The sequence below is a fragment of the Rhodococcus sp. MTM3W5.2 genome, assembly GCF_001984015.1.
In the GTDB taxonomy this organism is placed as follows: Bacteria; Actinomycetota; Actinomycetes; order Mycobacteriales; family Mycobacteriaceae; genus Rhodococcus_G; species Rhodococcus_G oryzae.
In genome coordinates, this window is the sequence record NZ_CP019572.1 from 5,510,078 (window position 1) to 5,522,912 (window position 12,835).

Genomic DNA, 12,835 nt, shown 5'->3' on the forward strand with positions numbered 1-12,835 from the left:
GACCTGACAACGGAGGCCGGCTCCCCCAACGGGGAGCCGGCCTCTTGTCGTCTGGGGCCGAGCGCGCCGTCAGCCGGACAACGCCCGCTCGAGCGAGTCGTCGGGAGCCGAGACGACCTTCGGGTCCCTGCTGCTGAGCATGTCCGCGACGGCCTTCGGGCTGGCCAGCCACTCACGGACGGTGTTCCTGGCCACGGTGATGAAGCGGCAGTCGCAGTCGCCCTTGACGCCGTCGGCATCGATGCCTGCGTCGCGGCACAGCGCCACCGCCCGGGCGACATGATTGCCCTGGCTGACGATCAGCGCCTTGCGCACGCCGAAGGTCGTGGCGGCACGCGCACAGGTGTCGTAGGTGTCCAGGCCGTAGTCGTCGCCGACGATCAACGACCGATCGATGCCCTTGGCCACCAGATAGTCGGTCATCGCGGCGATCTCATTGCCGGACGTGCCGTTCGCGTCGCCGGAGACCAGCACCGCGCTGGCCTTGCCCTCGCGCACCATCTGCGCGCCGACGTCCAGGCGACCGGCGAGGAAGGACATCGGCTTGCCGCCGGAGACCTTGGCGCCGAGCACGATCACCACCGGGGCCTCCGGGGCATCCTCCGGGTCGTACACGTGCCCGGCCGATGCGACGGCCACCCAGGCCATCGAGCCAAGCAGCGCGACCACCGGCACGGCGATGACCGCTCCCGCGATGCGCAGCAGCCTGCGCCTCACTGCTGTGCCCGACGTGCCGCCTTCGCCTCGGCCTCTTCGGCATCCATCCGGTTGGCCTCCTCGAGCGTGGGGGCTCCGCCACCGAGGCGCGCGGGAACCCAGTAGGCGCCGGCCGGGTGCTCGTAGTCCCGCTGCAGCTCGTGCAGCATCGACTCCATCGTCGCGTGCAGTTTCGCGGTGAGCTCGCCTGCCGGCTCGAACGGCTGGATCGGCTCGCCGACGGCGATGGAGATCGGAGTGTTGGTGCGCCCCAACCGCTTCGGATGACCCTTGGTCCAGACCCGCTGAGCGCCCCAGATCACCACCGGGATGATCGGCACCCCGGCCTCGATGGCCATCCGCGCGGCGCCGGACTTGAACTCCTTGAGCTCGAAGCTGCGGCTGATCGTCGCCTCCGGGTACACGCCAACCAGTTCCCCGCCGCGCAGGTCGTCGACGGCCGCCCGGTAGGACTCGGCGCCCGCGGCGCGGTCGACCGGGATGTGCTTGAGCGCGCGCATGATCGGCCCGGAGATCTTGTTGTCGAAGACCTCCTTCTTCGCCATGAACCGGATGTAGCGCTTCACGGTGCGCACGGGCAAACCGGCGTAGGTGAAGTCCATGTACCCCGTGTGGTTGACGGCGATGACCGCCCCACCCGTGGCCGGGATGTGCTCGTCACCCTTGACGGTGAACTTCAATCCCTCGGCGGCGAACACCACGCGGGCGATGCCGATGATCGTTCTGTAGACGGGTTCCACGTCGGCCAGCGTAGCCCGACCGCCGTGATCCGGCCCACCACGACGAGCGGGCAGGACTCAACACACCCGGGTCGGGTCAGTCGACACACCCGGGTCGGGTCAGTCGACACACCCGGGTCGGGTCAGTCGACACACCCGGGTCGGGTCAGTCGACACACCCGGGTCGGGTCAGTCGACACACCCGGGTCGGGTCAGTCGACGCAGGGGATGCCGTCGTCCGCCCGCACGGCCCCGCCCTGCGGCCCCGAGGAGGGCACGTCGCCCGCGAAGGCGCGCAGGCCCTGGTCCGGCGCCGCGCCCCGCGCGGGCTCGTCGCGGTCCGGGAGACTCGGCGCCTGCCTGCCGCCCTGGACGACCGCGGACCGGCCGCTGCCGAACAACGCCGCGATCTCCGCCCGCAGCCGGTCCGGGTCGACCCGGTTCACGGACTGCCCGTCGATCGTGGCGTATTCCTCGATCGGCAGCGTGAAGAAGTCCAGGTTGCCGGAGGTCAGATTGTCGGCCTGGGAGGCGAAGGACACCGGGTCCATCCCGGAATCGATGACGACGTCCTTCTTGACGATGTCGACCAGCGACTGCATCTTGCCGATATTGCCGATGACGCCGCTGCTCTTGAGATTGGCGATCACCCCGGCGATGAACGCCTGCTGGCGGTGCGTGCGGTCCAGGTCCCCGTTGTCGAGACCGTGCCGCTGGCGCACGAACGCCAGCGCCTGCGCCGGGTCGAGCGACTGCGGACCGGCCTTGAAGTCGGCCCCGGAGAAGTCGTCCTGCACGGCGTTGTTCAGGCAGACCTTGACGGGACCGACCGCCTGCGCCAGGTGGTAGAAGCCGAGCATGTTCACCTCGGCGAAGTGGTCGATGGGCACCTGCAGCAGGTTCTGCACCGTCGCGAGCGTCGAGCGACGACCCGCATCGCGCGACTGCCGTTCCCGTTCCCCTGAGTCGTCGACACCGGCCTCTGCGAGCCGGCTGTCCTCGTCGGCCTTGGCGAGACCGTAGGCCTCCTTGATCTTGCGCATCCCGTACCCGGGACGCTCACGTAGTCATCGCGCGGGATCGCGGCGGCCGTCGCCCGACTCCCGTCGCCGGGGACGTGAAGCAGGATCAGGGTGTTCGTGTTGTACCCGCCGACGCCACTGTCCCCCGCGTGCAGTTCGTCGGTGACGAACTGTGCGGGCAGGTCGCTGCCGTCCATCGCCTTGCGGCTGTCCAACCCGATCAACAGGATGTTCGCGTCGCCGTGCCGGGACTTCGGGCCTGCCCCCGCGAGCGCATCGAGCGCGTCCGAGAACTGCAGCCCCGAGGTCAGGTGCGACTGTGCCGCCCAGCCGAGGCCGACACCGCCGAGCACCATCGCGGACAACGAAGCCGACAGCAGCCGCACCCGCCCACCCCGTCGCCGGCGCCGCTGTGAACGGTGTCGCCCCGATCGTCGCTCCGCCGCATGCTGGTGACGGACCGGGGGGCGAGGACTGTTCCGGGCATTCACCGCATCCACCGTACGGACGGGCCGGGCGCGCTCGCAGAAGCAAGGACCTTGGTCCCTTCTTGGAGTGGCCGACGCCACGCGAGGTGCCGGGCGGCCTCTCGGCCGCCTACCCTGGAGGCGTCGTAAACCCCCCAGGAGGACTACCAGTGCAGGTCACCAGCGTCGGACACGCCGGATTCCACATCCAGACCAAGGCCGGATCGATCCTGTGCGACCCCTGGGTGAACCCCGCGTACTTCGCATCGTGGTTCCCGTTCCCGGACAACACCGGGCTGGACTGGGATGCCCTCGGCAACTGCGACTACCTCTACGTATCGCACCTGCACAAGGACCACTTCGACCCGGAGACGCTCACCAAGCACGTCAACAAGGACGCGACGGTGCTGCTGCCCGACTACCCGGTGCCGGACCTCAAGCGTGAGCTGGAGAAGCTGGGCTTCACCAAGTTCTTCGAGACCGAGGACTCGGTCAAGCACAGGGTGGGCGACCTCGATGTCATGATCATCGCGCTGCGCGCCCCAGCGGACGGCCCGATCGGCGACTCCGGCCTTGTCATCTCCGACGGCGAGACCACCTGCTTCAACATGAACGACGCGCGGCCGGTCGACATGGACGTGCTGCACGAGCAGTTCGGCAAGATCGACATTCACCTGCTGCAGTACTCGGGCGCGATCTGGTACCCGATGGTCTACGACATCCCCTCGCGGACCAAGTCGAACTTCGGCAAGCAGAAGCGCCAGCGCGGCATGGACCGCTGCCGCAGCTACATCGAGCAGGTCGGGGCCACCTGGGTGGTGCCATCGGCCGGTCCCCCGGTGTTCCTGGACGAGGAGCTGCGCTACCTCAACGACGATCGCGGCGACGAGGGCAACATCTTCCCGGATCAGATCGTCTTCCTGGAGCAGATGCGCATCCACGGCAACGACGGCGGCGTGCTGATGATCCCCGGCTCGACGGTGGAAGTCCACGGCGCCGAACTGACCCTGACGCACCCGATCCCGGATGCCGAGGTCGACAAGATCTTCAGCGACAAGGCCGCCTACATCGAGGACATGGCGCAGCGGATGGCGCCGGTTCTCGCCGCGGAGAAGGCGTCATGGGCGCCCGCCGAGGGCGAGCCGCTGCTCGGGCCGCTGAAGGCGAAGTTCGAGCCGATCATGGCGCAGTCCGACCTGATCTGCGACGGCATCGGCTACCCGGTCGGCCTGGTGATGGGCGAGGAGACGGTCGTCCTCGACTTCCCGAACCGCACCGTGCGCGAGCCGATCGAGGGCGAGGGCAAATACCGGTACGGCTTCCGCATCGCCCCCGAGCTGGTACGCACGGTCCTGCGCGACGACGAGCCCGACTGGGTGAACACCATCTTCCTGTCCACCCGGTTCCAGGCGTGGCGGGTCGGTGGCTACAACGAGTTCCTCTACACCTTCTTCAAGTGCCTGACCGACGAGCGGATCGCGTACGCCGACGGCTGGTTCTCCGAGGCACACGACGACTCCGCGTCGATCGAGGTCGGCGGCTACGAGATCCAGCGGCGTTGCCCGCACCTCAAGGCGGACCTGTCCAAGTTCGGCGTCGTCGAGGGCACCAATCTCACCTGCAACCTGCACGGCTGGCAGTGGGACCTCGAGACCGGACGCTGCAAGACGTCGAAGGGTCACGAGCTGCGGTCGTCGAAGCTGTAGCACCGCACCGGAACACGGTCCTGCGCGGCGTATCAGCGCAGGACCGCGATCTCGGTATCCGTTGGCGGTCGATCGAGCACAGTGCCCGACCGGTTGCGCAGGAACTTGTCGAACATGGCCGCGACATACGTGCGGACGAGTGTGGTGGAGCGCGCGGGCGCAATGGGCCCGATGTAGCGTGCGGCGGCAGGCTGTACCGCCGCGGGCACAAGCACGGACATGTCGGTGAAGTCGTAGTGCGCTGAATCCCGCACCGTCACTTGACGCTTCCAGCCCGTGGCGTGCTGCCAGAACGCATCCAGCGACGGCTTGGCGTCCCCGACCTCTTCGATCTGCTGACTCGTCATGACCAGCACCGGACGGTCCACACCCTCGGTGGCGGCGCGTCCGAACTGCTCGTCGACACCGATCTGACCGTCGAGATCGACGGCGGCATCGATGCGGCGGTCGCCGTGCATCGCCTCGACCGCGGTGTACCCGCCTGACGAGTGGCCGACCATCCCGACCTGATCCAGATCGAGCGCGCGATCAAGGCCGACCGGCGGTTCGCGGTGGTCGGCGTCGGGGTTTGTGCCGCTGGCCAACTGGGCGAGTGAGTCGAGGACGAATCGCGTGTCGAGCAGCCTCGCGGTCATGAACTTCTGCCGGATGTCCTTCCCGATGCCCACCTCGACCGGGGATGCCTGGACGACCCTCCCTCCGGGGAATTCCACGGCGGGGGCCTCGTAGGTGTGGTCGATGGTCACGACCACGTAGCCCCGACTGGCCAGGTCCTCGGCCAGGCCGGTCCCGAGCAGGCGCGAAACTCCCCCGCCCGGCGAATAGAGGAGCACGGGGTGTACGCCGTCGGGCAGTGCCGGTGCGTCTGTGTGGGAATTGGTCGACAACCCCGGCAACTCGACATCGAACCGCTTCTCCAGTCCCGGAACAACGTCGGTGGACACGTAGTGCGCGCGCGGGTGCTTCTCGGTATCGGCTGCCGGGTAGAACACCGACACCATCAACTCACGTCGACGGTCGGGCTGAAACGGATCCTGCCGCGACTCGTCGACGAGATGCATCACCGTGGTACCCACCGGAGATTGACCGGATGGAGGCGGAAGGACGGTCACGCCTACCGGCGACGCTCCTGCGGCCGCGGCATTCCCCAGCACCAACGCGCATGCACACGCGGTCCCCATTGCAATCCGACTGATCATCTTGCCCCCACAGGCGTACGCGCATCCGCAGCCGTCGACACCGACTCTGCCGCACCGACCGTAACAGGCAAGATCATTCCCGCGCTGGACCGTTTCCTTTGCCCCAGTTCTTGAATCGGCTGCCGGGGTCGGGAATATCTCCTGGCGCCACCTGGTTACACCTGAACACGGTTATTCGAGGCGCGCCATGCCCACGGCCACCACCACGGTGGCGAGCGGGCGATCGCGAAGACCGATGGCACTGCCAGGTCGCGAGCATGACGGAAGCCTGCAGGAAGGCTGGGCGACGACGATTCGGCATCGTCGCCGGAGCAACGTTGTGCCCACATCGCGTCGACCCTCCTTCCATGACAGGAAGGACGAGGCAGTGAAACTCGCGATCACCTGGATGTTCGGATCCCTTGCCGCCGCCGCCGTGCTCTTCGGCGGCTACGGTGACGATCGGGCGGGAACGAACGTGGCCGCGCGGGACCCGGTCCCCTGTCAGGTACAGCCCGAGAGCGCGAGCTCGCCCTTCGACGACGGGGATATGGACAGGGACGACGACACGTGGCGCGACCGGGAGCGAGAACGGATGGAACGTGGCGAGGACCTCCAGGAACGGAGGGACCAGGTGCCGCCCGACGTCTGCGAGCCCCCCGGAATCTTCCAGAGCGCGGCGTGAGGCGCTGAACAGCGCATCTCCCCTGGCACGCGAAAGCGCCCCGCGCGCCGGGCAGCGCGCGGGACGCCTGGAGGGCGCGCGGGGTCAGGCCGCCACAGGCACGCTTTCCGCCGAACGCACCTGCGCACGGGCCCGCAGACCGAACGCGGTGATGACGGCAGCCGCGGCGATGGCGAGCACCGGAACCGTCAGCGCGGCACGGTAACTGTCGAGCAGGCCTGCCTCCGAGGAGTCACCGGAGAGCGTGGTGACCTGCACCACTGTCACCACCGCCAGACCGAGCGCGGATCCGAGCTGCCAGGAGGTGTAGAGCAGCGCGCCTGCCAGGCCCTGCTCGTCCTCCGCGATCCCGTCCGTCCCTGCGATCGTCAACGGCCCGTACACCAGCGCGAACGCGACACCGATGAGGACCAGCGCCGGCAGCATCGCGGCATAGGCCGTGTCGGTGCCGATCCACAGGAAGGCCGCATACGCCACCCCGGCCACCAGCAGCCCCGCGAAGATCACCCGGACGTTCCCGAACCGGTTCACCAGCCACGGCGTCAGGGTCGGCGCGAGCACAGCGTCGCCCGCCACCGCGAGCATGGCCAGCCCGGTCGCCAACGCAGACCAACCACGCATCTCCTGAAGGTAGAGCACCAGGATGAACTGGAATCCGACGAACGAGCCTGCGAACAGGACCGCGCCCAGGTTCGCCCGAACCAGGGGCCCCGAGCGCAGGATGCCAAGGCGTACCAGCGGCGCGGGCACCCGACGCTCGACTGCGACGAACAGGGTCAGCAACGCGGCGCTGCCCGCGAGCGCTGCCACCGTCGCGCCGAGCGGGACGTCGGGCGCCCGGACCACGCCGTAGACCAGCAGCAGCATCGCGCCGGTGACGCTGAACGCACCGATCAGGTCGAAGTCCCGCATCGACCGGGCGGCCGGGCGTGCCTGCACCGGGATCAGCCGGACGCCTGCGAGCAGGATCAGCGTCGCGAGGATCACCGGGGCGAAAAAGACCCAGCGCCAAGAGAACTCGGCGAGCACGCCGCCGACCACGAGGCCAAGCGAGAACCCGGCCGCGCCCGTCCCCGCGTACACCAGCAGCGCCTGGTTGCGTTTGCGCCCCTCGGCGATCGTCGTGGTGATGATCGACAGTCCGGCCGGGGCCATGAAGCCGGCGGCCACCCCGGTCACGAAGCGGGCGGCGATCAGGACCCAGCCCTCGGAGGCGAGTCCCCCGAGACCGGAGAACGCGATGAACACCGCGAGCCACAGCAGGAACATCCGGCGACGGCCAAGCAGGTCGGCCGCCCTGCCCCGAGCAGCATGAATCCGCCGTAGCCGAGTACGTAGGCGCTGATCACCCACTGCAGCTCTGTGGTGGACATCGACAGGTCGGCGCGGATCGAGGGCAGCGCCACGCCGAACATCGACACGTCGACGCCCTCGAGGAAGATCGCGCCGCACAGCACGAGGAGCATGGCCCACTCCCGCCCGCTGAAGCCGTCGCGGTCTCGTTCGAGTAGGGGTGGTTGCGGTGATTCCAGCACTGAACGCTCCTTCGGTCGACCGTCGGGAACCGATCACCCCGAGTTCCTTGCCGTGGGGTCAGTTCCCTCTTGTAACTGGCCCAATCATTCGGCACCATTGAGAACCATGGAAGAAGGCACTTTGAAGGAACCGACTCACTGCGCCGATACCGGCGACGACCGGGACCCTTACCAGTGGGACACCAGGGAGGACTGCGAGGTCCGGCAGATCCTGGACCGGATCGCGGACAAATGGTCGCTGTTGGTGATCGCGCTGCTGGACCGGCGAACCCTGCGCTTCACCGAATTGCGCCGGGAGATCGACGGCATCAGCCAGCGGATGCTGACCGTCACGCTGCGGCAACTCGAACGCGACGGGCTGGTCCGCCGCACCGTGTACCCCGTGGTGCCGCCACGGGTCGACTACGCGCTCACCCCGCTCGGCGAGACGCTGCACGAGACGATCCAGGCGTTGGTCAGCTGGACCGAACTGCATCAGGACGAGGTCGCGAAGGCCCGCGCCGAGTACGACCTCCGCGCGGACGCCGAGCGCGACCTCGTGACCGGCGCCCGCTGACCGTCAGGCGTAGATCTCCTCGACGTCGATCGCGTGCCGCTCGAGGACCACGTTGCGCTTGAGCGACATCTTCGGGGTCAGCTCGCCGGTCTCCTGCGTCCAGTCGACGGCCAGGATCCGCACCTTCTTGATCTGCTCGGCTGAGGACACCTGCGCATTGGTCTCCGCGACCGCGGCATCGATCTCCGCGACGAGAGCCGGGTGACCGATCAGCTCCGCGAGCGGCACCTCGGCGGCCACCCCGTTGCGCTCCCGCCATCCGGGCAGTGCCTCGGGGTCGATCGTGATAAGCGCCCCGACAAAGGGTTTCGCGTCGCCGACGACCATGCACTGACCGATCAGCGGGTGTGCCCGCAGCGCGTCCTCGGGCTGCGACGGCGAGACGTTCTTTCCCGCCGCGGTCACGATGATCTCCTTCTTGCGGCCGGTGATGGTGACGAACCCGGCGTCGTCGATCGTCCCGAGATCGCCGGTCCGGAACCAGCCGTCGACGAAGGCGTCCGCGGTGGCCTCCTCGTTGTGCCAGTACCCGTCGAACACCACCGGCCCGCGCACCAGCAGCTCGCCGTCGTCTGCGATCCGCGCTCCGTGTCCGTCGAGCGGGCGACCCACGCTGCCGACCCGCTGGCGTGACGAGGTGTTCACGGTGACCGCGGCGGTGGTCTCGGTGAGGCCGTACCCCTCGTAGATCGGCAACCCGACACCGCGGAAGAAGTGCCCGAGCCTGGCGCCGAGCGGGCCACCACCGGAGACGGCCAGGTCGCACTCGCCGCCGAGCGCCGCCCGCAGCTTCCCGTAGACCAGCCGGTCGAACAGCGCGTGCCGCAGCCGAAGCCCCAGCCCAGGGCCACCCTCGTCCCTGACCCGACTCCACTCGATCGCGGTCACCGCCGCCTTGTCGAAGATCTTGGCCTTGCCGCCGTCGACGGCCTTCTGCCGGGACGCGTTGTAGACCTTCTCGAACACCCGCGGCACGGACAGGATGAAATTCGGTTTGAACGCGGCGAACTGGTCGACGAGCGTCGTCCAGTCCGAAGTGTGCGCGACGGTGACCTTGGCGTCGAACGCACCCACCGAGATGGCGCGCGCGAATACGTGCGCCAACGGCAGGAACATCAGGGTCCGCTTGCCCTCGACGAGGGCCTCGCTCAGCGCGGTGCGCACGGCCACCGACTCGGCGTACAGGTTCGCGTGGGTCAGCTGCACGCCCTTCGGGCGACCGGTGGTGCCGGAGGTGTAGATGAGCGTGGCCGGCGAGCTCGCCCCCACCGCGGTACGCCGGGCGCGCAGCTCCGCGTCGTCCACCCCCGCGCCGCGGCGGATCAGCTCATCGACAGCGCCCTCGTCGATCTGCAGCGTCTCGCGCAGCGCGGGCGCGGTGGCCGCCACCTCTCGGACCGTGTCGGCGTGCCGCTGCGCCTCGACGATCAGCAGCGTGGTCCCCGAGTCCTCGAGGATCCACTTCGCCTGTGCCGCAGCCGAAGTCTCGTAGATCGCCACCGTGCAGGCGCCCGCGGTCCAGATGGCGTAGTCGAGCAGCACCCACTCGTACCTGGTCGCCGACATGATCGCGACGCGGTCCCCCGGCGCGACCCCGGAGGCGACCAGGCCCTTCGCCACCGCGGTGACGCTCTCGGCGAACCGGGCGGCGGTGACGTCGGACCAGCCCGACCCGGACGGCAGCTGGAAAGGGACGAAATCCGGCGAGTCCTGCGCGTACCGGAACACCGTGTCCGCCATCGACACATCCGCCGGGATGGTGAACGTCGCTGGAACCTCGAACTCGCGCATGCGCAGATCCCTCCGCTAAAATTAGAGAGCTTTTCTAGAAAGCATTGTCAATGCGCGGCGGCCTGTCAATGGCCTGCCCGTGGGCCATGGAGGTGGACATCGGCACGCAGCATCGGGGCACCGAGACCAGGCAGCGGCTCCTCGACGGGGCGCTGACTGTGTTCGCTCGGTCCGGGCCCTCCGGGTTCACCATGACCGCGGTGACCACGGAGAGCGGCGTCAGCGTCGGCAGCCTCTACCACCACTTCGGCAGCTTCGACGGCTTGTCCGCGGCGCTGTACAGCCGGTGCATGTCCGATCTGCTGGACTCGCTGATCGCCGAATTGGTGCGCTGCCGCACCGCGCGGACGGGGGTCAAGGCGATGGCCGCGGCCTACCTGCGCTGGGTGGGGCGGCACCGCGCCCAGGCACACTTCATCCACGCCTCGGCGTACTCGGGCTTCCTGCCCGCGCACGCCGAGGAGCTCGCGGTCGAGAAGACGCCCCGCATGCAGGCGATGTCCGACTGGATGACCCCGCACGTCGAGGCGGGCCGGGTGGTCGCGCTGTCCCCCGCCCTGATCGAGATGCTGGTGATCGGACCGGTCGCGGAGACCAGCAGGCGCTGGCTGTCGGCGGCGCCGGGCATCGACCTGGACGAGGCGGCGAAGGTACTGCCCGAACGGATCTGGCAGTCGGTCCGCGGCGAGCACGGCTGAGCCCGCCGACTCGGCTGACCGACTACGAGCCCCACAGCAGCAGATAGTCCTCCCGGCCGAACATCTTCGCCGAGTCCACCGCGGTCGGATGGCCGGCATTCGGATCGGCCCCGGCGGCGGCGAGCGCACGCACCACGGCCTCCTCGCCCTTGAAGATGGCGCCCGCGACCGGCGACTGACCGCGGTCGTTGAGGCGATCGACGTCCGCGCCCCTGTCGATCAGCAGCTGCACCACCTCGACGTGCCCGTGGTACGCGGCGAGCATCACCAAGGTGTCGCCTGCGCCGTTGGTGAGGTTCACCGGGACACCCGCGTCGACGTAGGCGGCGATGGTCGCGGCGTCGCCCTCCCTTGCCGCGCCGAAGACGCGCTCCGCGATCTCCTGGAGCCGGGGGTCGATCGGATCGTCCGTCATGTCGACCGAAGTTACCGGGAACTACGGCCGCAGGACGTCGGTCCCCACGAAAGGCTGCAGCGCGACGGGCACGGTGACGCTGCCGTCGGCTTGCTGATGGTTCTCCAGGATCGCCACGATCCAGCGTGTGGTCGCCAGCGTGCCGTTGAGGGTCGCGGCGGTCTGCGGCTTGCCGTTCTCGTCCCGGTAGCGGGTGCCGAGCCTGCGGGCCTGGAAGGTCGTGCAGTTCGAGGTCGACGACAGCTCGCGGTAGGCCTGCTGGGTCGGAACCCATGCCTCGCAGTCGAACTTTCGCGCCGCGGACGAACCGAGGTCGCCGCCTGCGACGTCGATCACCCGGTACGGCACCTCGATGGCCGCGAGCATCTCCCGCTCCCATGCGAGCAGCCGCTGATGCTCGGCGTCGGCATCCTCCGGCTTGCAGTAGGTGAACATCTCCACCTTGTCGAACTGGTGCACGCGAATGATGCCGCGGGTGTCCTTGCCGTGGCTACCCGCCTCACGCCGGAAGCAGGAGGACCAGCCGGCGTACCGCTTCGGGCCCTCGCTCAGGTCGATGATCTCGCTGGAGTGGTATCCGGCGAGCGGGACCTCGGAGGTGCCGACGAGGTACAGGTCGTCCTGCTCCAGGTGGTACACCTCCTCGGAGTGCTGGCCGAGGAACCCGGTGCCCTGCATGATCTCCGGCCGCACCAGCACCGGCGGGATCATCAGCGTGAAGCCGTTCGCGGTCGCCTTCTGCGCGGCCAGCTGCAGCAGGCCGAGCTGCAACATCGCGCCGTAGCCGGTCATGAAGTAGAAGCGCGCGCCGGACACCTTGGCGCCGCGCTCCATGTCGATCAGGCCGAGCGACTCGCTGAGCTCGAGGTGATCCTTCGGCTCGAAGTCGAAGGACGGGATCTCGCCGACGGTGTCGAGGGTGATGAAGTCGTCCTCGCCGCCCGCCGGTGCACCCTCCTGCACGATGTTCGAGATGGCGCGGGCCGCGGCATCGAGGGCGGCGTCCGCCTCGTGCTGCGCGGCCTCGGCGTCCTTGACCTTCTGCGCCAGTTCCTTCGAGCCGGCGAGCAGCGCGGGCCGTTCCTCCGCGGACGCCTGACCGACCTTCTTGCCGAGCGCCTTCTGCTCCGCCCGGAGGTTGTCGCCGGCCAGCACCGCGGCGCGGCGGGCCTCGTCGGCCGCCAGCAGCGCGTCGACCAGGGCCGGGTCCTCGCCCCTTGTGCGCTGTGACTCGCGGACGACGTCGGGATTCTCGCGCAGGAACTTGAGGTCAATCACGACCACAAACCTTACTTGGTACGCGAGCACGGCCCTCAACGCGTGCAGGGGAAGGTTCGGCATCGGCG

14 protein-coding genes are annotated in these 12,835 nt (G+C 68.8%); 4 read left to right on the forward strand and 10 right to left on the reverse strand.

What is annotated here, in order from left to right; all coding sequences use genetic code 11:
* Positions 1-69: 69 nt before the first annotated feature.
* The 4 genes from BTZ20_RS25225 to BTZ20_RS28735 all read right to left on the reverse strand — a co-directional run bounded on the left by BTZ20_RS25225 (position 70) and on the right by BTZ20_RS28735 (position 2,844).
* Positions 70-648: a vancomycin high temperature exclusion protein gene (locus BTZ20_RS25225; RefSeq protein WP_083743005.1), complete on the reverse strand. Its 579-nt coding sequence runs from the start codon at positions 646-648 to the stop codon at positions 70-72.
* Between the two features lie 65 nt (positions 649-713).
* Positions 714-1,457, reverse strand: coding sequence for a lysophospholipid acyltransferase family protein (locus tag BTZ20_RS25230; protein ID WP_077043239.1), 744 nt, complete (start codon positions 1,455-1,457; stop codon positions 714-716).
* A 191-nt stretch (positions 1,458-1,648) separates the two neighbouring features.
* Positions 1,649-2,344, reverse strand: a complete 696-nt coding sequence (locus BTZ20_RS28730; protein WP_223263516.1) for an LCP family protein — start codon at positions 2,342-2,344, stop codon at positions 1,649-1,651.
* A complete protein-coding gene (locus tag BTZ20_RS28735; RefSeq protein ID WP_223263517.1) occupies positions 2,299-2,844 on the reverse strand; it encodes an LCP family protein in 546 nt (181 codons plus the stop codon). The genes BTZ20_RS28730 and BTZ20_RS28735 overlap by 46 nt, the downstream gene beginning before the upstream one ends.
* Positions 2,845-3,095: 251 nt before the next feature.
* Here BTZ20_RS28735 and BTZ20_RS25240 point away from each other — a divergent pair, with 251 nt between their 5' ends.
* On the forward strand, positions 3,096-4,631 hold the full coding sequence (locus tag BTZ20_RS25240; protein ID WP_077043240.1) for an MBL fold metallo-hydrolase: 1,536 nt from the start codon (positions 3,096-3,098) through the stop codon (positions 4,629-4,631).
* Between the two features lie 32 nt (positions 4,632-4,663).
* Here the strand turns inward: BTZ20_RS25240 and BTZ20_RS25245 are convergent, their stop codons facing one another.
* Positions 4,664-5,707 (reverse strand): alpha/beta hydrolase family protein, encoded by a 1,044-nt coding sequence (locus BTZ20_RS25245; protein ID WP_083742850.1) that lies wholly within the window; start codon positions 5,705-5,707, stop codon positions 4,664-4,666.
* A gap of 490 nt (positions 5,708-6,197) precedes the next feature.
* On the opposite strand from BTZ20_RS25245, the gene BTZ20_RS25250 reads away from it, so the two are divergent.
* Entirely contained in the window at positions 6,198-6,494 is a 297-nt protein-coding gene (locus BTZ20_RS25250) for a hypothetical protein (protein WP_077043241.1), read from the forward strand.
* Between the two features lie 84 nt (positions 6,495-6,578).
* Here the strand turns inward: BTZ20_RS25250 and BTZ20_RS25255 are convergent, their stop codons facing one another.
* Together BTZ20_RS25255 and BTZ20_RS28740 are read right to left on the reverse strand one after the other, a co-directional pair.
* Positions 6,579-7,763, reverse strand: a complete 1,185-nt coding sequence (locus tag BTZ20_RS25255; protein WP_262982519.1) for an MFS transporter — start codon at positions 7,761-7,763, stop codon at positions 6,579-6,581.
* Positions 7,688-8,029, reverse strand: a complete 342-nt coding sequence (locus tag BTZ20_RS28740; protein ID WP_223263518.1) for a hypothetical protein — start codon at positions 8,027-8,029, stop codon at positions 7,688-7,690. The genes BTZ20_RS25255 and BTZ20_RS28740 overlap by 76 nt, the downstream gene beginning before the upstream one ends.
* A gap of 106 nt (positions 8,030-8,135) precedes the next feature.
* Between BTZ20_RS28740 and BTZ20_RS25260 the strand changes: the two genes are divergently transcribed.
* Positions 8,136-8,585, forward strand: coding sequence for a winged helix-turn-helix transcriptional regulator (locus BTZ20_RS25260; RefSeq protein WP_077043242.1), 450 nt, complete (start codon positions 8,136-8,138; stop codon positions 8,583-8,585).
* Between the two features lie 3 nt (positions 8,586-8,588).
* Here the strand turns inward: BTZ20_RS25260 and BTZ20_RS25265 are convergent, their stop codons facing one another.
* Complete coding sequence (locus tag BTZ20_RS25265) at positions 8,589-10,376, reverse strand: AMP-dependent synthetase/ligase (RefSeq protein WP_077043243.1); 1,788 nt, start codon at positions 10,374-10,376, stop codon at positions 8,589-8,591.
* Positions 10,377-10,426: 50 nt separating this feature from the next.
* On the opposite strand from BTZ20_RS25265, the gene BTZ20_RS25270 reads away from it, so the two are divergent.
* Positions 10,427-11,074, forward strand: a complete 648-nt coding sequence (locus BTZ20_RS25270) for a TetR/AcrR family transcriptional regulator (protein ID WP_223263520.1) — start codon at positions 10,427-10,429, stop codon at positions 11,072-11,074.
* 22 nt (positions 11,075-11,096) lie between these two features.
* On the opposite strand, the gene BTZ20_RS25275 is transcribed toward BTZ20_RS25270, so the two are convergent.
* The gene (locus BTZ20_RS25275) at positions 11,097-11,489 is read right to left on the reverse strand and encodes an ankyrin repeat domain-containing protein (RefSeq protein ID WP_077043245.1); all 393 of its coding nucleotides are present in this window, start codon (positions 11,487-11,489) and stop codon (positions 11,097-11,099) included.
* 21 nt (positions 11,490-11,510) lie between these two features.
* Positions 11,511-12,767, reverse strand: coding sequence for a serine--tRNA ligase (gene serS, locus BTZ20_RS25280; protein ID WP_027501942.1), 1,257 nt, complete (start codon positions 12,765-12,767; stop codon positions 11,511-11,513).
* Positions 12,768-12,835: the final 68 nt, after the last annotated feature.